14 protein-coding genes and 1 pseudogene are annotated in these 20,469 nt (G+C 66.9%); 9 read left to right on the top strand and 6 right to left on the bottom strand.

Annotation, left to right across the window (positions count from 1 at the left end; all coding sequences use genetic code 11):
• Window positions 1–12 precede the first annotated feature (12 nt).
• Window positions 13–1,053 (bottom strand): peptidase M14, encoded by a 1,041-nt coding sequence (locus tag HEQ16_04040; protein ID MCO4053227.1) that lies wholly within the window; start codon window positions 1,051–1,053, stop codon window positions 13–15.
• Between the two features lie 93 nt (window positions 1,054–1,146).
• Here HEQ16_04040 and HEQ16_04045 point away from each other — a divergent pair, with 93 nt between their 5' ends.
• From HEQ16_04045 to HEQ16_04060, 4 genes are all read left to right on the top strand, one after another.
• Complete coding sequence (locus HEQ16_04045; protein MCO4053228.1) at window positions 1,147–1,890, top strand: GntR family transcriptional regulator; 744 nt, start codon at window positions 1,147–1,149, stop codon at window positions 1,888–1,890.
• Window positions 1,891–1,901: 11 nt separating this feature from the next.
• Entirely contained in the window at window positions 1,902–3,074 is a 1,173-nt protein-coding gene (locus HEQ16_04050; GenBank protein MCO4053229.1) for a mandelate racemase/muconate lactonizing enzyme family protein, read from the top strand.
• 471 nt (window positions 3,075–3,545) lie between these two features.
• Entirely contained in the window at window positions 3,546–4,610 is a 1,065-nt protein-coding gene (locus HEQ16_04055; GenBank protein ID MCO4053230.1) for a glycosyltransferase family 2 protein, read from the top strand.
• 113 nt (window positions 4,611–4,723) lie between these two features.
• Window positions 4,724–6,046, top strand: a complete 1,323-nt coding sequence (locus tag HEQ16_04060) for a sugar transporter (GenBank protein ID MCO4053231.1) — start codon at window positions 4,724–4,726, stop codon at window positions 6,044–6,046.
• A gap of 22 nt (window positions 6,047–6,068) precedes the next feature.
• Here HEQ16_04060 and HEQ16_04065 read toward each other — a convergent pair whose 3' ends face one another.
• A complete protein-coding gene (locus tag HEQ16_04065; GenBank protein MCO4053232.1) occupies window positions 6,069–7,508 on the bottom strand; it encodes a lipopolysaccharide biosynthesis protein in 1,440 nt (479 codons plus the stop codon).
• A 416-nt stretch (window positions 7,509–7,924) separates the two neighbouring features.
• On the opposite strand from HEQ16_04065, the gene HEQ16_04070 reads away from it, so the two are divergent.
• Window positions 7,925–8,980, top strand: a complete 1,056-nt coding sequence (locus tag HEQ16_04070) for a glycosyltransferase family 4 protein (protein MCO4053233.1) — start codon at window positions 7,925–7,927, stop codon at window positions 8,978–8,980.
• 47 nt (window positions 8,981–9,027) lie between these two features.
• Here HEQ16_04070 and HEQ16_04075 read toward each other — a convergent pair whose 3' ends face one another.
• Window positions 9,028–9,993, bottom strand: coding sequence for a family 16 glycosylhydrolase (locus HEQ16_04075; protein MCO4053234.1), 966 nt, complete (start codon window positions 9,991–9,993; stop codon window positions 9,028–9,030).
• A gap of 172 nt (window positions 9,994–10,165) precedes the next feature.
• A complete protein-coding gene (locus HEQ16_04080; protein ID MCO4053235.1) occupies window positions 10,166–10,906 on the bottom strand; it encodes a sugar transferase in 741 nt (246 codons plus the stop codon).
• Window positions 10,907–11,588: 682 nt separating this feature from the next.
• Between HEQ16_04080 and HEQ16_04085 the strand changes: the two genes are divergently transcribed.
• Window positions 11,589–11,966 (top strand): hypothetical protein, encoded by a 378-nt coding sequence (locus tag HEQ16_04085; protein ID MCO4053236.1) that lies wholly within the window; start codon window positions 11,589–11,591, stop codon window positions 11,964–11,966.
• Window positions 11,967–12,030: 64 nt separating this feature from the next.
• On the opposite strand, the gene HEQ16_04090 is transcribed toward HEQ16_04085, so the two are convergent.
• Both HEQ16_04090 and HEQ16_04095 read right to left on the bottom strand, forming a co-directional pair.
• Window positions 12,031–13,248 carry a glycosyltransferase family 4 protein gene (locus tag HEQ16_04090; GenBank protein ID MCO4053237.1) on the bottom strand — a complete coding sequence of 406 codons (1,218 nt, stop codon included), beginning with the start codon at window positions 13,246–13,248 and terminating at the stop codon, window positions 12,031–12,033.
• Window positions 13,249–13,435: 187 nt separating this feature from the next.
• Entirely contained in the window at window positions 13,436–14,329 is an 894-nt protein-coding gene (locus HEQ16_04095) for a hypothetical protein (protein ID MCO4053238.1), read from the bottom strand.
• Between the two features lie 790 nt (window positions 14,330–15,119).
• On the opposite strand from HEQ16_04095, the pseudogene HEQ16_04100 reads away from it, so the two are divergent.
• The 3 genes and pseudogenes from HEQ16_04100 (at window position 15,120) to HEQ16_04110 (ending at window position 20,441) form a co-directional block, all read left to right on the top strand.
• Window positions 15,120–16,490 (top strand): annotated as a pseudogene (locus tag HEQ16_04100) (hypothetical protein).
• A 97-nt stretch (window positions 16,491–16,587) separates the two neighbouring features.
• Window positions 16,588–18,642, top strand: coding sequence for a glycosyltransferase family 4 protein (locus HEQ16_04105; GenBank protein ID MCO4053239.1), 2,055 nt, complete (start codon window positions 16,588–16,590; stop codon window positions 18,640–18,642).
• Between the two features lie 2 nt (window positions 18,643–18,644).
• Window positions 18,645–20,441 carry an exopolysaccharide biosynthesis protein gene (locus HEQ16_04110; protein MCO4053240.1) on the top strand — a complete coding sequence of 599 codons (1,797 nt, stop codon included), beginning with the start codon at window positions 18,645–18,647 and terminating at the stop codon, window positions 20,439–20,441.
• Window positions 20,442–20,469: the final 28 nt, after the last annotated feature.

A 20,469-nucleotide genomic window follows, 5' to 3' on the forward strand; every position in this document is an offset into this window, starting at 1 on the left:
GGGCGTCGCTCCTCACCCTTCCGCGATCTTGGCGTCATAGTCCTGCATGACGACGCCGACGCAATCGCCGCGCTGCACCCGGCCCGGCCCGGCGCCCATCCAGAGTACGCCGGAGGTCGCGTAGCGAACCTCGATGGGTTCGCGGTCGATGTCCTCGACAAAATGGAGCAGTCCGGCGAGTTCGCCCTTCTGCACGGCGGCTCCGGCAAGATGCATGGGCTCGTAGGTTGCCGTGGCACGGGCGAAAAGGAAGTTGGCGGGATCCTTGACCATCATCTGGCGCGTAGCCTTTGCGCCGTCTCGCTGAGTGGTGTCCGGCGCGCCCTCCATGACACCGCACGCCTTCATGACGTTGAGGATGCCGCGTTCCGCGATGCGAACGCCTTCTGGGTTGACGCGGCCCCAGCCGCCGATCTCGGTGCCAATGGACACCTTCTTCTGTCGCTCGACCGAAGAGGTGAAGGTGGCGCCCTCGTCGACGCCCCAGAACACGGCGTTGTACGGCGCGCCGAACGCGCTCGCGATGCGCATCGTCTCACCCCGGATCTTCGCATCGTCGATGTAATGCATGTTGGTCGACAGCGCAGCATCGGCGGACTGGCCGGCGGTATGCAGATCAACCGACACGTCCACGTGCGGCAGCAGCACCGCATCCATGAAATGGGCCAGCATGAACGAGAAGGTGCCGCGGGGATCGCCAGGGAAGCAGCGGTTGATGTCCCGCCCATCTGCCGGCGAAAGCCTGGTATTGGCGAGCACCGCGGGCATGTTGACGGCCGGCATCAGGATCACGCGCCCTTCGATCCGCTTTACGTCGAGGGTGCGGGCAAGTTTCGAGATGGCGATCGGCCCCTCGTACTCATTGCCATGCACGCCGCCAGTGAACAGCAGCGTCGGCCCCTTGCCGTTCTTGAGCACGATGATCGGAATCTCGACCGCGCCCCAACCCGACGCATCGCGAGAGAGCGGCGCACGCAGATAAGATGCCTGCCGTCCGGACTTGTCGAAGTCGATATCGCAACGGACGCGGCTCTGAACCTGGGCCATGACAATCCCCTTGTCAGCGATATCGTATGATCGTATACGATTTTAACCATTGTCAAGACAGTTCGTCGGCAGTCGCCGCCAACCGATTTCCGGACCCAGATGGATCGCCATCGCCGCAGCAGCCTTTCCGTCGTGCCTCCATCGCCGGACGATGCGGAGTGGCGGCCGCTGCAGCCGCAGACGCTTGTGGATCGGGTTGTCGAGGCGATCATGGCCCAGGCCGCGCGTGGGGTCCTTCTGCCTGGCGACCGCATCGGTGAAAGCGATATCGGACGAAAGCTTGGCGTGAGCCGCGTGCCGGTGCGCGAGGCGCTGCGCCTCCTCGAGAGCCACGGCATCGTTGTGAATGAGCCCTACAAGGGCATCAGGCTGAGGCCGCTCACCAACCGCTGGGTTAAGGATCTGGTGGAGGCCCGGACGTCGCTGGAGACCAGCGCGGCGCATCGCGCGGTGGACGCCGGCCATCATGGCCCGCCTTGGATCGCGCCTCTGGAACGCGCCATCTCGGAGATGGACCTGATGGCTTCGCGCGGCGACGCCTATGGTCTCGCGGCGGCCGATACGGTGTTCCACCGGGAGCTTTGCCGGCTTGGCGGCAACACCGTGATCCTCGACCTGTGGGAGACTCTTGCCCGTCAGCTGACGATCGTCTTCGGGCTCGCCACGCTCGGCAAGCCGATGCCGTCCATCGCGGAGGAGCATCACGACCTGCTCAAGGTGCTGATGACCGGCGACAAGGACGCCATCACGGGCATCCTCCATGAGCACATCACGATCATGAATCTCGCAGTCGACTACGAGGCTATCCAGGAGCAGCGCCGACGCGCGCGCGCTGGAGGATGAAGGGGGAAGGCATGCAGTTCAAGGCCCCGGCGCGGCTGCCCGCCGTCAAGATCACGAAGATCGTTGCCGCGCCGCTCTTCGGCGAAAGCCCGAAGGGTGGCTGGTCGAACGAGATCCGGCCCGAGGACTCCATTCACGCGCTGATCGCGGTGCAGACCGATTGCGGCATGACAGGCTTCGGCAGCGTCTTCACGGATGGCCGGCTGGCGCAGGCGGGGCTTGAGGTCCTGAAGCCGCTGATCATCGGAGAGAATGCGCTGGAGCCGGAACGGGTGGCGGAGAAGCTTCACCAGAACACGTTCTGGATGGGGCGCGGCGGCACGCTGACCCATACGATCAGCGGCATCGACATTGCGCTGTGGGACATCCTCGGCAAGGCGACAGGCCTTCCCGTCGGCCAGCTTCTCGGCGGCATCCACCGCCGGAAGGTGAAGCCCTACTGCTCGCTGCTCATGGAGGAACCCTCGCGGATGAAAGACGTGGTTGCCGAATACCACGCCAAGGGCTTCCGCGCCTTCAAGATCGGCTGGGGTCCGTTTGGCAGGGCCATGGACGCCAAACTCGACGCCGCGATCGTGAGGGCGGCGCGTGAAGGCATCGGACCGGACTCGCAACTCTTCGTCGATGCGGGCGCGAGCGACGCCTGGTGGCCGCATGGTCTCAAATGGGCGATTCGTACAGCCGAGATGCTGAAGGATTACGATGTCGGCTGGTTCGAGGAGGCGCTGAAACCTGATGCGCTCGAGGATTACTGCCATCTCAGGCGCGTCAGTCCCGTTCCAATTGCCGGAGGCGAGGTGCTGACGCGGCGCCAGAGCTTCCTGCCCTGGCTACAGCATGGGGCGTTCGACATCGTGCAGCCCGACGTGACCAAGGTGGGCGGCATAGGCGAGCAGCGGCGCATCGTCCGCATGGCCGAGGACTTCGGCGTCCGCTATGTCGGCCATGGGTGGAACACGGCGCTGGGCGTGGCGGCTGATCTCCAGATGGCCGCAGCTTTCCCCAATGTCGATCTGGTCGAGTTCATCGGCGGCAGTCCCTATGTCGATGGCATTCTGGCGGACCCCTTTGTCCTCGACACGCATGGTGACCTGGCCATTCCGGACAAGCCTGGACTCGGCGTCGAGATCGATCGGGATAAGCTCGCCCGCTACACGCCGGATGCGGCGGCCCTCTGGGGCTAGGGCGACATCAGCCGGTCGGAAGGTGTTTCCTCCTGTCGAGGTTGTGTCTGCAAACAAGGGAACGTCGGCTTTTCGGCTATAGCAGCGCTTTCCACCACGAAGGCCCGAACTCCGGAATGGGCGCTGATCAGACCTGGATATGGCGCCAGGCCACAGCGATGAGCGGGTGGCGACGGGCGGACATCGTCACAACGCCGCCCTTCGCTCTCGCCGGCCCGGGCAGCCATCGCAGCGCAATGTCGGCGCGCCCCGAGCGTCACGCCGCCTGCAACTGGGTGCCGGCGCCTCGCCTGACGAACGCGCGCGGCTCCGGCCTTGCCGGAATTCCTGTCCGCGGGGTCCGGACCTTGCGTAAGCCTGCCCTATCTTGGCCGCGAATGCGGCGTAGGTGCACCTTGTCGAAGCAGGTTTCCGCCGCTTCCGCGCACAAGGGCGCCGCCAGTGATCAACCGGACCGAACCCAGTGAAGAGCTGACAGGGCCGCCAACGCCCGGGGCCGCCGATCAGCCGGCGCTTTCGGTGATCGTGGCCTGCCATAATTACGAAGCCTTCGTCGGCCGCGCCCTCGCAAGCGTGACAGGGCAGCGGCATCCGCGCGTCGAGCTCATCGTCGTCGACGACGGCTCCACCGACGGGTCGTGGGACGTCATCACCGATTTCGCCGCCAGGGCCGAGGCGCAAGGCCAGCGCTTCGCCATCCACCGCATCGCCAACCAGGGCCAGCGCGGCGCCTGCCTTTATGGCTTCGAGCGCAGCCTTGCGCCATTCATCCTGTTCCTCGATGCCGACGATGAGTTGCTGCCCGGCTCGCTCGAAACCATCCTTGGCCGGCTTGACGCCAAGGTCGCCAAGCTCCAGTTTCCGCTTGAGCGCATCGATGCCGAGGGGCGGCCGCTGGGAGAGCCGCGACCTGCTCTGCGCGAGGCGCGCGAGAAAGAGACCCTGAAGGCTCGCGTGCTGCGCTCGGGCTCCTACACCTCGCCACCGACATCGGGAAACGTCTTCCGCAGGGATCTGTGCGCCCTTCTGAGAGAGGCGGATTATGACGCGGCCGTGGATGGCGTCATCCTGTTCGCGGCCCCTTTCATGGGCGATGTCGTCAGCCTCGCCACTCCGCTCGGGCGCTACCGCCTTCATGACCGTAATGATTCCGGCATCAACCGCCCGCCCGACCCCCGTTCCATCGCCCGCGATCTGAGGCGCTTCGCCGACCGCACCGCCCATCTGCGGCGCTTTCTTGAAGGGCAGGGCCTGGCTGGCCAGCTGGTGAAGGCCGAGGATGCCTACTTCCACCGCGAGCGCAGCTTCTATCTGGCGATGACGCTTGGCGTCAGGCCCGGAATAGGCGAGGCCGCCCGCCTGATCGCGGGCCTCGTCACCGAGCCGCACAGCACGAAGGCGAAACTGGCTCTGGCCGGCTTCTTCGCGATGGCGGCGCTGCTGCCGGCGAGGCGGGCCCGCCGCGCCCTGGCCTGGCGGCTTGATGCAGGCCAGCGTTCGCCATCGGGCCTGATCCGTGCCGTGGTCGGTTCGTGACGAGTTACCGGCATGCCACGAGATAAACACGTCCCGCCGATGAACAACATCGCGCCGCCGGACTTTTGATCGAGGATCGCCGCGTCGCTGGGCACGGCCAAGGAGGTTATAGCATGCTGTTTTCCGGATATCAGACCAGGCCGCCCAAGGCCTTGCCGCGCCTCCTGCTCGCAGCCGTGCTGGCAGCCCCCATCCTGTCGGCCGCTCCGACGCAGTCGGCAGCCCAGGCGGAGCCCCAGCGCTATACGCTCGGCCCCCTGGACCGGCTGATGATCCGCATCAACTCCTTTCGCCGCGACACGGGCGAGGCGATGGCGTGGACTCCCCTCAACGGCGAGTTCACCGTCGGCGCGGACGGCACGCTGTCCATGCCGATCATCGGACCGATCCGCGCAGCGGGCCAGACGGTCAACAAGCTGGCGGAGCAGATCGGCTCGGCGCTGAAGGAGAGCGCCAATCTGGCCGAGACGCCATCGGCCTCCGTCGAGATCCTGCGCTATCGCCCGTTCTACATCCTCGGCGCCGTGCAGCAGCCCGGCAAATTCGAGTTCCAGCCCGGCCTCACCGTGCTGCAGGCGCTCAGCACCGCCCAGGGCCTTGCCCGGGCGGCCGACCTGTCGGGGCTGGAGCGCGAGATGATCCTGTCCTCCGGCGATTTGCGCACGCTCGAAGCGGAGAAGATCGCGCTCGAGGCCGCCATGGCGCGGCTTGCCGCCGAGATCGCCGAGAGCGAGACGATCGGCCCGGTGCCCGCTCTGGCCAATCTGGCCTCCGATACGCGCGTGGCCACGGCGATCGCCGAAGAGACGCTGCGCTTCAGGGCCCGGCGCTCGGCGCTTCAGGGCGAGCTCGAAGCCATCGAGCAGTCCAAGGTTCTGCTTCAGCGCGAACTGGCGTCGCTCGATGAGAAGGGTAAATCCCTTGATCGTCAGATTGAAGCCAACAAGCGCGAGCTTCGTCTGGTCAGCGATCTCGTCAGCCGTGGCCTGAGCGTTTCGCCGCGCCAGCTGGCGGCGGAGAACACGCAAGTGGCTGTCGAGAGCAGCCGGCTGGATGTGCAGGTGGCGTCGTTGCGAGCGCACCAGGCCCTTGCCCGCGCCAATCGCGATGTCGTCGATCTCAAGGCCCGCCACCGCAAGGAGGCGCTGGACGCCTCGGCCGCCACCCGCGCCCTGCTGGCGCAGAATGCCGAGAAGACCGAGACCGCCCGTCGTCTGCTGCGCAATGCGGAGAGCCGCTCGCCGGGCTCTGGCGCGGAAGTCGAGGAGATCGTTCCGCGGTTCAGGCTCACCCGAAACGAGGCCTCCGGCCGCATCACGCGCATGGTGACCGATGCCGAGATGCTTGCGCCGGAGGATGTCGTCGAGGTGCTGCTGCCTCTTCTGCCGCCCGGAACGCCCGGAACGCGCGGACGCGCCGCGGCGCTGACGCGCTGAGCCCCTAACGGGCTCGGCCGCGTCACCAGCGGTCGACGAGTTCCAGCCGGCCCGGCCCGATGCCGAGCCGGAGCCCGCAGAGCAGGAGCGCCGAGACATAGCTCGCGACCCCGCCGACAACCGTCGCGATCGCCTCGATCAGCGGCGCCGGCTCCAGCGGCGCAAGGCCCCGCCGCAGCAAGAGCACCGCCAGCGCCATCGCGCAGGTGGCCAGCGCGATCTTCCACAGATTGGCTAGCTGCGCCCGCAGCCCCAGCCCGGCCATCGCGCGGACCTGCAGAAGATAGACCCCGAACATGATCGCCGCCACGCCGATGCGGGCCAGCGCCACCCCCGGCGCAGACAGCGTGAACAGGCCGAGCGGCAGCAGCACGGAGCGCACGCCCAGTTCGACGGTGTTGAGCCGGAAGATCAACGCCGGGCGGTCGATCGCCAGCGCCAGGGCATAGATGGTCTGGAAATAGGGGACCGCCATCGCCGAAAGGGCGAGCGAGGCCAGGAACGGCGCGGCCGCGTGCCATTGCGGCCCGAGCAGAAGTGCGACGACAAGGTCTGCGAGCAGGGAAAGTCCCACCGCCATGGGCGCAGCCAGCAGCATGGCGAGGCGGGAGGCTTTCAGAAACGCGCCGCGCTGGCGTTCGGCATCATGCGAGATCCGCGTGAACGCCGCCATCACGGGCTGCATTGCCGGGCGGATCAGGGTCTGGTTCGGCAAAAGCGCCACGTCATTGGCCACGGCGTAGCGCCCCAGCGCCGGCTTGTCGATATAGGCGCCGAGCAGCAGCCTGTCCGATTGCCAGTTGAGCGCCGAAACCAGCTGGGACAGGCTGAACCATCCAACGAAGCCCGCGAAATCGCTGAGGCGCGCCAGCGATAGCCGGGGCCGGTATGGTGCAAGCGCATAGGAAACCACGGCGCCGACCGCTCCGCCCGTGGCGAAGTTCACCACCAGCGCCCAGTAGCCCCCGCCCGCCAGCACTGTTGATATGGCGGCGGTCACCGCCACGATCTTGCCGATGATCTCGGTCGTGAACAGCTGCCTGAAGCTCATTTCGCGCACGAACAGCACCATTCGCGGGCTGGCGAGGCTGCGGATGACCGGGCCTGCGGACAGCGCCACCATGATCGGCGCCAGCGCTGGATTGTCATAGAAGGCCGCGACCGGCCAGGCGGCAGCCAGCACCACCAGCCCGATCAGGAGCCCACGCAGCAGGTTGAGCGTGAAGCCCGTGTCGAGATGGCTTTTGTCGATGGCCGGCAGGCGGGTGAGCGCCTGCGTGACAGGAACCTCCAGCACCGTGTCCACGATCAGCACCACGGTCAGCGCCAGCGCGGTCAGCCCGAAATCCGCAGGCGAGAGCAGCCTTGCGAAGATCAGCAGCGTGAAGAAATCGACGCCCCGCCCCAGGAAGCGGGAACCGATGAGCCAGGCGGCTCCTTTCATGGTCTTCATCGCGAGCATGGCGCGCCTCGCAGGGCCGTGATGCCTGGGGTGGCGTCCCCGCTTTCGTCAGGCGGGCGCGTCAAGGGCGCCGCAGCCCCGGGGACAGGACCCTGACGGCCTGCATCGCTTCGGGAGCGTTCAGCAAGGTGCGCGTCAGCCGGGGAAACGCGTGTGAGACCGCTCCCTTGCGCCCACGATGCGGAGAGACCGGCAGCTTGCGCCATATTGCACTTCCCAGGAACAGTTCCTTTCCGTAAGGTCATTTTCATGTCGAAATGACCGCCAGGACGTGGCGCGCTGCGCGCCGCGCGCGAGGCGACGGAATGCCGTCGGGCCGTGTCCGGCGAGCGCAACGGAAGGACCGGCTTCGGCCGCGTGAACGAACAGGACCATTGGGGAGTTGGGCGGGGGCCGACAAAGCAAAAGGCGGTTTCATGCGTATTCTCCATCTTCTCAACCACACGCGCCGGCTCAATGGTCATGTCCATGCCGCCATCGATCTGGCGTGCGCCCAGCGGGAGCTGGGACACGAGGTGCTGATCGCGAGCGGCGGCGGAGATTTCGACGCTCTGCTGGCGCGGTGCGGCGTCGAAACCCTGGTTCTGAATCATCATCGCAGTCTGCCCGTCCTCTCCGCGACCGCCCTGCGCCTGCGCCGAATCCTGTCCACGCGCCGCATTGATGTCGTCCATGCCCACATGATGACGAGCGCAGTCATCGCTGCGCCCATCTGCGCCCTTCAGCGCGTCCCCCTCATCACCACCGTGCACAACGCTTTCGAGCGCAGCGCGGTTCTCATGGGACTGGGCCGACGCGTGATTGCGGTTAGCGAGGCCGTGGCGGCCTCCATGCGGGGGCGCGGCGTGCCGGCTTCCCGTCTCACCGTGGTGCTCAACGGCACGATCGGCACGGCCCGCTCGCGCGGCCGTTCGGTGCAGCCTGCCGACATCGCGCGCCCGGCGGTGGTCTTCGTCGGCGGTCTGCACGCCCGGAAAGGCGTGAGCGACCTGATTGCGGCCTTCGCGCAGATTCAAGGGAAGCACCCGGCGGCGCGGCTGCACATCGTGGGCGGGGGCCCATCCATGGACGAGTATGTCGCCGCCGCCCGGAAGATGGGGTCTGCCGAGACCATCATCTTCCACGGCCCGAAGGACGATCCGTATCCCTACATGCTGGCAGCCGACATCTTCATCCTGCCATCCCATGCCGATCCCGCGCCGCTGGTCCTGTCGGAAGCGCGGGAAGCGGGCGCGGCGATCATCGGCACCCGGGTCGACGGCATCCCGCAGCTTCTGGAGGAGGGCGAGGCCGGCATCCTTGTGCCTGCGCGCGATGTCGGGGCGCTGGCCGACGCCATCGACCGCCTGCTGGCCAACCGGAACGACCTGGAGATGTGGCGCGCCCGCAGCCAGACGCGGCTCGACCGGCTCACAATCGCCCGCGTGGCGCGCGAGACGCTCGAGGTCTATCAGTCCGCGGGCGCCCGCTGAAGCCGGCGGCAGGACCGGTGCGCGCGCCGTGAGCACGGGCATGGCGCTCAGCCGTAGACGCGCATGTAATCGACCAGCAGATGCGCTCTCCGGTGCTCTTCCCGCAAAGGCGAGGGATACGGCACGTCGGCGCGCAGCGCGAGGGTCAGCAGGGGCCAGAACACATCGCCCTGCGCGTCAAGCTCGGCGCTGCGTCCGATCGTCCAGATCAGCGGCCTTCGGGTCGTCTGGTCCAGAACCGGGCGGCGGTTGAAATACGGGATGCAGCGATCGGCATCGACCAGCATCCCGTAGCGATTGAAGCCCTCCGTGAGATCGACGTCGGTCGGCACACCCGCGCCATCGTGGTGTTCGCCAGGCTGGCCCCACTCGTGCAGATAGGTTCCGTAAAGCTGAAGCTCCCAGCCCTTGTGCTCCACGATGTCGAGCTCCACCGACGTCCTGGGAAACAGGATGCTGCGGCCATTCATCATCCAGAATGCGGGCCAGGTCAGCGGGTGGCGCGGGAACTTCATCCGCGCCTCGAAATATCCCCTGCGCCAGCCCTTCATGATCGTCCCGTCCGAACGGGCCGTCTGGATGTTGCCGGAGATCCACTGCGCATCGGCGTTCTCATTGCCGAAGTAATGCGGCACCTGCATGCGCCGTCCGATATGGACAGCGCTCAGGCGCAGCGCCTTGCCGTTCTCCGCAGCCGGCTCGTCGACGATGGCGTAGGGCTTGACGCCTTCCTCGCCCCCGATCCGCGCGAAGGCCGAGCGGCCGTAAAAGCCGGGGTCGAAGGTGGTCGCCTTGGGGCCCGCATGCCAGATGCTCGTGTCGAGCCGTGCGAACGGCTCATCGAAGATCACGGTCCGGCCAGCGGTGGGATCGTCCGGCGCCGCAGGCGGCGGCGTGTTCCGGGCCGCATCCCGGGCCATGGCTTCCGGCGAACCCGCACCGAGCGAACGCGCGGCGGCCAGCGCGGCGCTGCCTTTCAGCAACCCGCGCCGCAGCCTGTCAGGCCCCGCCATGGCGGTCTGCTCCGGTCTGGACATGCTTGTCTCCAATGAATGCATCGCGGGGGCAGGCGACTTTGCCCTGGCCCTCGCGTGATGGTTGATCTGTGCCGGGGAGGGCGCCTCCGGCGCGGCTGCGGCGCGCCGGTTTGCGCCCTCGCGGCTTGCGCCCGCAGCGAGCCTCGCCTCAGTAGCTGCCCTTGGAAGTGAGGACCGCGGGCACCGTCCTGGCGATGATGCGGAGGTCCTCGGCCATGCTCCAGTTGCGGACATACTGGGCATCCAGCGCCACCCGCGCCTCGTAGGAGACATCGCTGCGGCCGCTGACCTGCCAGGCGCCGGTCAGGCCGGGCCGGACCCGCATGTAGGCCTCGACCTCTTCGCCATACCGCTCCAGTTCCGCCGCCACCACCGGGCGTGGGCCGACAATGCTCATGTCGCCCCGCAGCACGTTGATGAACTGCGGCAGTTCATCAACGCTGAGCCGGCGAATGACCTGCCCGAGCCGCGTGATCCGTGGATCATCCTTGAGCTTGTGCGTGTCTTGCCACTCGCGCGCGGCCTCGGGGTTGACGCGCAGATGAGCGTCCAGAACTGCCGGCGCGTTGACCACCATGCTGCGGAACTTGAGGCACTCGAAGGGTTGGCCGCGGTGGCCGACACGGCGATGGCTGATCAGCACAGGTCGACCGTCGCCGATCACGATCAGCAACGCGATGCAGATGAACAGCGGCGCCAGCACCACAAGAGCGGCGACGGACATGGCAAGATCGAAAAGCCGCTTTCCCGTGCCGCCTACCGGCACAGTTTCCGGGCGCGGCGGATACGAGGTGTGTTGCGACGCGGACCCATCAGTCCAGTTTCTTTGACGGCCGGTCGGAATGGCCAGGCGCGCGAGCCCGACTTTGGAATCGTCTCGAGACAGCATGATTAGGCACCCAAGTTGGAAAAAACTTTGGAAGCCCCCCGATATTTCCGCCAGACTCCATCGAAAGGCCGGGAGGCATCCGATGGAGCCAGGACCTTGAATGCAGCAGGCGAACTGCTGAATTCCCATTCTCGTTCGCAGCGAGACGACCTGCTATTCCCGCATCGCACAGGCGCTGCGGTCTCAATGACAATAGACGATCATCATCACTCAAGGCGAATGACGTAAGTATCATGCTCCATATGGGGCCATGAATAGACATTTACCTTTAGTTAACATTTCGCCCGGATTTTGGCCTGGTGTCAAGCCAATTCTCATCTTTTTTGCGATAAAAACGCGGTTTATAGGTCTGAAATCGTGTTTATGCGACAAATTTTTGTCAAACCCGATGGAACCAGGCGAGATCGAGATCGAACAATTTAGACTTGAAAAACAATATTTATGTAGTCAAAATATTTATAAACGCTGCCTCTGGGATTTGGTTCCCTGCGTTATGTGTCTCGTTTCGTATTTCTATGAAGATGGTCCGGGGCGGCAGAGGAGCCGTCCCCAGACAGCACCGGCGCTCAAGTCGCCGAGGGCCTCACGTCCACGCTGCCGTTGTGCTAGAGATGCGAAAGTCGGCGTCGTTGCGTCGGGAGTCACCTGAGTGCAGCCATCATCTGCGCCATCGGAGAGGGCCATGCTGTCCATCGCCTTGCTTGCTTTCATGGCTGGCGCCGTAGCGGCATTCTTCATGCCGTTGCTGGCGTTCTGCCTGTTTGGCGCGGTGGCGGCGGCGCTTGTGGGGATCGCCGCAGGCACAGGCGTCATTCCCGGCCTGTCTGTCATTCCCGCTGTCCTGTGGGCGGCGTTCACGCTTCAGATCGGTTTCGGCATGGGCATCGGCATCCGCGCACTGGGCTGGCCTGGCGCGCAGGGCAAAGCCGGCACGCGCGGCGCCCCATCCGCGAGGGGTGAGCATGGCAGGCAGGCTGATGCCAGCCTGCGCGCCCGGCATGCCCGCAGCGCCGCCGACGAGGCCGCCAAGCCGGGGGCCACCGACACAGGGTCCGTATGAGCGAGGCGTCCGCTGGCTGTCAAAGGCGCCCGAGGCGCTTGTCGCCATGGCGAGGAGCGGCGCATCAGGCCGCCTTTTCGAACGGCGTCCTTGTCGTGACCCCATCGCCGAACAGGGTCTCGCTCAGCACCCGCGCCATGCCGTCGCGGAAGACGGGCTCGGAGAAGCGCCGCGCATGCGCGGCGATGGCCTCGCCATCGATCTCGAAACGCTCCATGCGCTCGATGGCCTCGGCCAGCGCTTCCCAGCTTTGTTCGTGGAACAGGCTCCCGCTCAGACCTTCCACCACCGTCTCGGTCGCGCCGCCGCGCCCATAGGCCAGAACGGGCCGGCCGCTGGCCATGGCCTCCACCGGCACGATGCCGAAATCCTCTTCGCCCGGGAACACGAGCGCCTTGCAGCGCGCGTAATGCTCCTTGAGAACTGAAAAGGGCTGGGGTCCGAGCACTCGCACCGTGGGGCCGGCCAGCTGGCGCATGGCGGCCAGCTGCTCGCCGCCGCCGATCACGATGAGCGGAAGCTTCATGCGGTTGAAGGCCTCGATGGCGATGTCGGGCCGCTTGTAGCCCACCAGTTCACCAACCATCAGGTGGAAATCCCCCAGCTCGGAGGCCGGAACGGGATGAAAATCGTCCACCGCCACTGGCGGATGCACCACCGTGCTGTCGCGGCGATAGTAGCGCTGGATGCGGGCGCCAACCGTCGCGGAATTGGCGACGTAGCGATCGATGCGCGCCGATGAGATCGCGTCCCAGTTGCGCACGTAATGCGCGATCGGCGCCATCAGCGCCTTCTTGACTGGCCCGGCGCGCTCCCGGTAATCGTGATACATGTTCCAGATGTAGCGCATGGGCGAATGGCAATAGCAGACGTGCCGCGCCGTCGGCGGCGGGATGATGCCCTTGGCCGGCCCGGATTCGCTGCTGATGACCAGATCATAGCCGCGCAGATCGAGCTGTTCGAGCGCCATCGGCATCAGGGGCAGATAGGCCTTGTAGTAGCGTGCCGGCTTCGGCAGCTTGCCGATGAAGGTGGTGCTGACCTTGTGCCGCCGGATCACGTCCGAGACCGCTTCGGGTGCATAGGCGTGGGTGAACAGGTCAGCCTCGGGGAACATGCGGCACAGGGCCTCGATGACCTTCTCGCCGCCGCGCATGCCGACGAGCCAGTAGTGCACGATGGCGACGCGGAGCCCGGAAAGCTGCGCCAGGGCGGCCCGGCCCTCGCCGTCGATCAGGCCGATGGAGCGGTCGCCCGCCTGCCTCGGCACCTGCGGCGTCATGCCGGTCAAACTCGGGTTCATGCGCGTCTTGCCCTCTCAGGCCAGTGCTGCGGATATCCGCACAAGCCCTGGCGGCGAATCCTGCGCCACCTCGTGTCTGACCAGATAAATGCAGCAGGCGGGTCTTTGTTCACGGCTCGCGTCACAAAAGTGACGCCACGTCCGCCGCTGCGCTGCCGGGGCCGGATCAGCCAGCGGCGGCTGCAGCCTTCACCCGGGAGTTGAGAACCTCACCCGCCTCGGGAGCAAGCAGGGCGGCGAACCGCCTGGCTGTCGCTTCGGCCGCGGCCGATAGCTGCACAGGCCGCGAGGGCCAGACCAGCGCAGGCAGCGGCCCCGCATCGCGGCGCAAGCTGCTGCTGAGGCCGGCTGCGTCCAGCGCGAGGCGCAGAACATGGTGAGGATCATCGGCTGCCTGCTCGCCAAGGCCGCCGAGAACAGAGCTTTCCGACCAGCGAATGAAGTCGAAGATGGCCGTCGGCGCCCGTGCGGGCCGGCCGCGCGCCAGCACCCCGAGCCAGGCGCAGGCGGCGTAAAGGTCGGCATGATAGGCGTAGTCGGGCATCAGGTAGCCCGCGTTCACGCCCGAATGGAAAGACAAAAGCGCCCCAAAGCTTGCGGTCCAGGGCTCCTGCGCCGGAGCCTTGCCGGAACGGGCCTGAACAGGCATCGCCCGATCCAGCACCGCAACGCCGAGCCTGGCCAACAGTGCCGCCTGCGATCCGCTTTCACGCAGACGCGAAGCCTGCGGCAGCAAGGAGCGCAAGACGCCGCCGCCGTGAAGCGCCGCCGTCCACATCCAGCCACGACCCTGCGGCCTCGCGGGCTGAGACGTCACGGCCGAACCCGAGCCTGCATGGGAGCCTGAGCCCGCCCGGGCTGTCCAGTCAAGCCGGGCTTCCCCGATCACGCTGTCGAGGAAGCGTCGGCCCGCCGCGCCCCGTTCGCCCTCAAGGCGGCGCATCAGGCTCAGGTTGAGAAAGACGAGCTCATCCTCGGCAACAAGATCCCAGTTGGAAGACAACCTCCAGAAGCCGTCGATCTCGAACTCGGCTCCCCATGGCTCGCAGTTGATGCCCACAGTAGACCTCCGTCACTTAACCACACGTTAACCAAAGGCGCGCTCTCGCATGGCCGTCAATCTTGGTGTTTGTGGATGATGGAAAATTGTAATAAATTTCATTGATAACATTAATGATTATATTCTTATTCAATAAACTCCATTTTAGAATACAAGTTAATCAGAACTATTGTATCCTATCGCTGATATGAACAAATCCGGCTGCGTCACAGTTAAAGAAAACTCATCGCGGCAGCTGATTATTCGATGCAGAATTTGGAACTATGGAATGAAACGCTTGTCGCGACGCTTTGGTTCCCTCGCTTCTGCCCGAAGATGAAGCAAGGGCTCCGCCACGCTGCGGGCCACAGGCAAGCCAGCGTTCCGGCAGTCGGCCCTGAGATGTCACTTCACCGGCCTTGATGGCCGGCCGCGCAAGGGGCGGGGGCTGGCCGGGCGCCTTCGTCTCGCAACGCCGATGCGCGATTGCGACGCTGTCCCGGTGAAGGTCGGCCCGACCGGACCCTGACGGCAGATCAGGCCCCGATGACAAATCAGACCCTGATGGAACGAAACGGCCGCTCAGGCTTTACGTAACGGGACTTGCGCCGATGGGGCGCCCGTCTTGTTGCGCCGGCGCCGATGAGGCGCGCGGCGCTTGCCGCCAGGGCGGGAGGAATTGGTCGATGCTGGGGCCGGAAGAAAAGCGGCTGGCCCGCGCCTGTCGCGCCGGGAACGAGGCAGATCGCCGTGCTCGCAGACAAAGATCATGCGCCCGCGCCTGTCGCGCGGGGAACGAGGTCTGCGCGGCATGATGATCGAACCCATCGGCTTCGCCACGCTGGTGATCGGGTTTCTGTGCCTGGCCTGGGGGCGGCATGCAGCCGCCATGGGCTTCCTGCTGGCTTCGCTGTTCGGCTCGGCGGCAGCCATGTTCATTGGCGCGGCCAATATCCAGCCGGGTCATGTGGCGCTCGGCTTCGCCGCGTTCGCCACGCTGACGCGCAGCCGCGAGGTCGGGGCCGCCATGCAGGTTCTTTCACCCTTCAGGCCCGGCTTCTGGCTGGCTTGCCTGGTCATCTACGGCGTGGCCACGGCCTACGTTTTTCCCCTCCTGCTGGCCGGCGTGACCGATATCGTGCCGCTTGGCGCCTCCGCCTTCGAGGACAAAGGTGGTGTCGTGCCGCTCGGTCGGGTGTCGAGCAACCTGACGCAGAGCATCTACATGATCGCCAATCTGGTCTGCTTCGTCACCATCGCGGCCATCGCGGCGTCGCCGGCGGGCTTTCGCGCCATCTTCGCCAGCTTGATGGCCTATGCCCTCGGGAATGTCGCGCTGGCCCTCGTGGACATGGCGACCTTCACGACCGGAACGCAGGACCTCCTCGCCTTCATGCGCAATGCCCGCTACGCGCTGCATGTCGAGACCCAGGTCGACGGCATGAAGCGCATCGTCGGCTCGTTCACCGAGGCGTCGTCCTTTGCGCGCTCCTCGCTCGGCGCGCTGGGCTTCACGCTCACCCTGTTCATCTGCGGGATGCGGCCTGCATTGACCGGCTCCCTGTCGGTGGTGCTGGTGATCCTGCTGATCCTGTCGACATCCTCGACCGGGCTGGCGGGAACGCCGGTGCTGCTCGCCGTGATCTATGGCGCCGCCCTCATGCGCAGCCTGCGGCCGGGCGGCGCGGGAATAGCGGCGTTCATCGCCATGGCTGCACCCCTGAGCGTGCTCGCGGTGGGCCTTGGGGTGGCGCTCACCCCCACGGCCTCCGCCGCCGTCCTGCACTATCTTGATCTGGTCCTGTTCGACAAGCCGGCTTCGGCTTCGGCGATCGAGCGCGGCATGTGGAACGCGGTCGCGTGGCAGAACATCCTCGACACCTACGGATTCGGCGTCGGGCTCGGCACCAATCGCGCCTCCAGCTTCGTGCTGGCGCTTCCCGCGAATGTCGGGTTAGTCGGCACGATTCTGTACATCGCCTTCGTGGTCACGGCGCTGGGGCGCAAGCGCGGCGAGTCGCGCGGCTTTCATGCTGATGCGCGTCTGGCCGCTCGCAATGGCTGCGTGGGGCTGCTCATCGGCGATGTCATGGTGAGCGCCTTCCTCGATCAGGGCCTGTACTTTTATGCGCTCGCCGCGCTGGCCGCTTCCACGCCCGACCTTGCCCGGAGGTCCGTGCGGCCTTTCACCGTCGAGCTGCCGCTTGGGCTGGTCGGGCCCCCGGCCGCGAGTGCCGTGCCGTCTTCGCCGCGCCATGCCCCTCACGTCAGGTGATCTCATGACCAGCACCGTGCCCGAAGCGTCAGCCCCCGCCGCGGCCTTCGCAGTCAATGGCCGCTTCCTGACGCAGCCCGTCACGGGCGTGCAGCGCTATGCGCGCCATGTTGTGGCCGCGATGGATGCAGAACTCGCTATGGAAGGGGGCATGGCGCCGGTTCTGGCGCCGCCGGGCGCCGAGGATCTGCGCCTGGTGCACATGCCGATGGTCACCCGGGGGCCAGGCGGCGGCCACGGCTGGGAGCAGGCAGTGCTGCCCTTGGCCTGGCCGGGACGGCTGCTCAATCTGTGCAACACCGCTCCGGCCGCCAAGGCCGATCAGGTGGTCTGCATCCATGATGCCAACGTGCTGACGGCGCCGGGCAGCTACAGCCCGGCCTTCCGCCTGCTCTACACCCGGTTGCAGCCGCTGCTTGCCCGGCGGTCGGCCCGTCTTGCCACGGTCTCGCACGCCGCGGCCCGCCAGCTCGCCCGTCACCTGCCGGTTCGTGCCGAAGATATTGCGGTTCTACCCAACGGCCATGAGCACGCGCTGGCCTGGGACCCGTCAGGCGCCGTTCTCGCGCCCCAGGAGATCAGCCGCGTGCTTGAGCGCGGGCGCAGTTTTGCGCTGGCTCTCGGTTCACGCGCCCGGCACAAGAATCTGGGGCTTCTGGGCCAGCTCGCGCCTGCCTTCGACGCGCTCGGCCTCGACATCGTGGTGGCGGGCGGCGGCGGCGCGATATTCGCCGATTCCGGGATCGCCGCCGCGCCGAACATCCGGCAGCTTGGCCGCGTCGAGGATGAGGACCTCGCCTGGCTGTTCGACCGGGCCGCCTTCCTGGTCTTTCCGTCGTGGACCGAAGGATTCGGCCTGCCGATCCTTGAGGCGATGGCGCGCGGCTGTCCTGTCATCTCCTCCGATCGCGCCAGCATGCCGGAAGTGTGTCGGAATGCCGCCCTGCTTGCCTCGCCTGCCGATCCGGCCGCCTGGGTCCGGCATGCCGAGTCCTTGACCGTCTCTCCGGCGCTGCGGGCGGATCTGGCAGGGCGTGGGCGGGACCGCGCGAAGCTGTTCAGCTGGCGGGCCGCCGCGCAGGGCTATCTCGATCTCATGGTCTCGCCCGCATCCTTGCCGAAGGCCCGGCATGAGCCAGCCCCGCCACGGGCGAGGGTTGCCGTGGCGGTGGCCACGCGCGGCCGCCCCGCCATTGTCTCGGCCATGGTGCGCCGGCTGATCGCCACCCAGACGCTGAAGCCGCAGATGGTGTTCGTGTCCTGCGCGGACGCTGCCGATGCCGGCGATCTCGCGCAACTGCCTGAGGTGCGCCTGCTCATCGGCCCGCCCGGCTCGTCGGCGCAGCGCAACCGCGCGCTGAAGGCGCTCGATCCCGCCACAGACGTGGTGGTGTTCTTCGATGACGATTTCGTGCCGGGGAAGGGCTGGCTCGAAGCCGCCGCCAATGCCTTCGGCGACGAGCCGGACCTTGTCGCCTTCACCGGGGAGGTGCTGGCCGATGGCGTCACCGGACCGGGCATCGGCTTCGAGGAGGCGGTCAGCCTGGTCGAGGCCGCCGATGAGGGGCGGCACGGCCGCGGCCCTCCCGCGCGCGCCGGCTGGCAGCGGCCCTTCAGCCCCTATGGCTGCAACATGGCCTTTCGGGCCTCGGCGGTGCGCGATCTCCGCTTTGACGAGCGCCTCGTTCTCTATGGCTGGCTCGAGGATCGCGATTTCGCCGCCGTTCTGGCGCGCGGCGGCGGGCTTTTGGTCAAGGGCAGCGAGGCGATTGGCGTGCATATGGGCATCAAGCTGGGTCGTCAGGCCGGCGACAGCCTCGGCTACAGTCAGGTGGCCAACCCGGTCTACATGCTCATCAAGGGCACGATGACGCCGACCCAGGTGGTGGGCCAGCTGCTGCGCAACATCGCCAGCAATCTCGGCCGCTGGCTTCGGCCAGAACCCTTCATCGATCGCCGCGGCCGGCTGCGCGGCAATCTCAAAGGTTTCGCCGACATGGCGCGCGGGCGCATCGACCCCGGGCGTGCGGCGACGATCAGACCAAAGGCGGAGGCGTGATGATGCGTGAAGGCTTGCGGCACGATGTGCATCAGCCCGAGGTTCTGGGGTGCGACAGGCACGGACCACTATCCGGCGTGGCCACGGCCCGCTTCACCCCGCTGGTGGAGGCCGAGGACAAGCCCGCCGATGACGGCCCCCTCGCCATGATGGTGTCGATCAGGACCGTCCTGCGCCGCAACAGGGCGGCGATGGCTGTCTGGATGACGGGCTGCATCGTGGCGGCCGTGCTTTATGCGTGGTCCCAGCCACCGAGCTACTGGACCGCCGCGCAGCTGCTCCTTGAGCCGCGGCGCACCGCCAGCGTCAGCTCGCGTGACGTCCAGGCCGCGCCCACGCTCGACCTCAATCGCGCCGACAGCGAATTGCAGGTGATGAGCTCCGAAAGGCTTCTTTCCGAGGTGTTCACAAGCCTGGGGCTGGCGGAGGATCCGGAGCTGCAGGCGACGCGGCGGCGTCCGTTCTTCGGCGTGCTCGCCAGCTACTGGCCTGCGTTCTTTGGCCGGATATGGCCGGAGCCGCAGAACAATGACGAGGAGGCGCTACGGGCGTCGTTCGGCCCGCCGGAGGCGGCGCTGACCCGCCAGAGCCAGATCGCCTTCCTCAGCTTCGTCTCCCGGCTTTCGGCGCGGCGGGTGGGGCAGTCCTATGTGATAGAGGTCAGCTATACCTCGAGCGATCCCGAACGGGCCGCCCGTGTGGCCAATGCCGCCGTCTCCGCCTATCTGAAGCAGTCGGTCGCCTTCAAGGCCAAGGCCGCCAAGAGCGGGGGCGAGTTCGTCCAGGGCCGCGTCGATGCGCTGCTCGGTCAGGTCGAGGCTGCGGAGAAGGCCAAGCTGGCCGGATTCGTGCCGCAGGCGCCCATGCCCGATGCGGATGCGAGAGTGATCGGCGCCGCGCTGGCGCCGCTTGCCCCCATCGCGCCGCAAAAGTCGCTGATCGTGGCCTTCGGCGGCATGATGGGGCTGTTCAGCGCCCTCTTCGCTGCGGCGGTCGCGGGCGCGCTGGACCGAAAGGTGCGCACGCCCGAGCGGCTTGTGCGGCAGTCGGGGCTGTCGTCGCTGGCCAACCTGCCAAAGGTGCGGACGCTGGGCGGTCTCGCCAATCCCCCGCCCCAGGAGATGCAGCAGCTTGTCACGACCGATCCGGACGGCGCCTTCGCCGAGGCCCTGCAGGATCTTCGCAGCGCCATCCGCCTCGTGGTGCCGACAGCGCGGGCGGATCGCTACCGGATCATCGCCGTCACCAGCCCTGGCCGGGATGCCGGTAGCAGCACAGTGGCGATGAACCTCGCCCATCTCATCAAGCGCAGCGGCGGCACGCCCACCGTGATCGATGCCGATGTCCGGGGCGGGCAGGCCCGGCATGGGAGCGGCCCGCGCAAGACGCTCCGCCAGCGCCCCGCCGGCCTCTCCAGCCGCTTCGCCTATGGCAAGAGCGCGCTCGTCGATGTCCTTCTGGGCGCCGCCAAGCTCGATCAGCTCGTGGTCATCAATGTCGGCGGCGTGGCGCTCGTCCCGGTCCGCTCGGTCGAGCCGCTGGCGAACATGGCGGTGGACTTCTCCGATCCCTGCTTCGCGCAGATTCTCGAGATGGCCCGCGCCCGGGGCGACGTCATCATCGACCTGCCTCCTGTTCTCGAGGGAAGCGATGCACGGATGATCGCGCGACAGGCGGATGCCGTCGTGCTGGTCGTCTCCGCCGAGCGCAGCACCCTCGAGCAGGCCGCGGAAGCGGCCCGCCTCCTGCGCCTTGCCGGCGCCAGCATCGCCGGCGCCGTGGTCAATCACGCGCTCTGAGCGGCGGCCCGCGCCACGGCCCGTGTGG

Source organism: Bosea sp. (in: a-proteobacteria) (genome assembly GCA_023910605.1).
Taxonomy (GTDB): domain Bacteria; phylum Pseudomonadota; class Alphaproteobacteria; order Rhizobiales; family Beijerinckiaceae; genus Allobosea.

Excerpts from the sequence above, each read along its gene's own strand:
- HEQ16_04045 (MCO4053228.1), top strand. The coding sequence starts at position 1,147 with ATGGATCGCCATCGCCGCAGCAGCCTTTCCGTCGTGCCTCCATCGCCG.
- HEQ16_04050 (MCO4053229.1), top strand. The coding sequence starts at position 1,902 with ATGCAGTTCAAGGCCCCGGCGCGGCTGCCCGCCGTCAAGATCACGAAG.
- HEQ16_04060 (MCO4053231.1), top strand. The coding sequence starts at position 4,724 with ATGCTGTTTTCCGGATATCAGACCAGGCCGCCCAAGGCCTTGCCGCGC.
- HEQ16_04065 (MCO4053232.1), bottom strand. The coding sequence starts at position 7,508 with ATGCTCGCGATGAAGACCATGAAAGGAGCCGCCTGGCTCATCGGTTCC.
- HEQ16_04070 (MCO4053233.1), top strand. The coding sequence starts at position 7,925 with ATGCGTATTCTCCATCTTCTCAACCACACGCGCCGGCTCAATGGTCAT.
- HEQ16_04075 (MCO4053234.1), bottom strand. The coding sequence starts at position 9,993 with ATGGCGGGGCCTGACAGGCTGCGGCGCGGGTTGCTGAAAGGCAGCGCC.
- HEQ16_04080 (MCO4053235.1), bottom strand. The coding sequence starts at position 10,906 with ATGCTGTCTCGAGACGATTCCAAAGTCGGGCTCGCGCGCCTGGCCATT.
- HEQ16_04085 (MCO4053236.1), top strand. The coding sequence starts at position 11,589 with ATGCTGTCCATCGCCTTGCTTGCTTTCATGGCTGGCGCCGTAGCGGCA.
- HEQ16_04090 (MCO4053237.1), bottom strand. The coding sequence starts at position 13,248 with ATGACGCCGCAGGTGCCGAGGCAGGCGGGCGACCGCTCCATCGGCCTG.
- HEQ16_04105 (MCO4053239.1), top strand. The coding sequence starts at position 16,588 with ATGACCAGCACCGTGCCCGAAGCGTCAGCCCCCGCCGCGGCCTTCGCA.
- HEQ16_04110 (MCO4053240.1), top strand. The coding sequence starts at position 18,645 with ATGCGTGAAGGCTTGCGGCACGATGTGCATCAGCCCGAGGTTCTGGGG.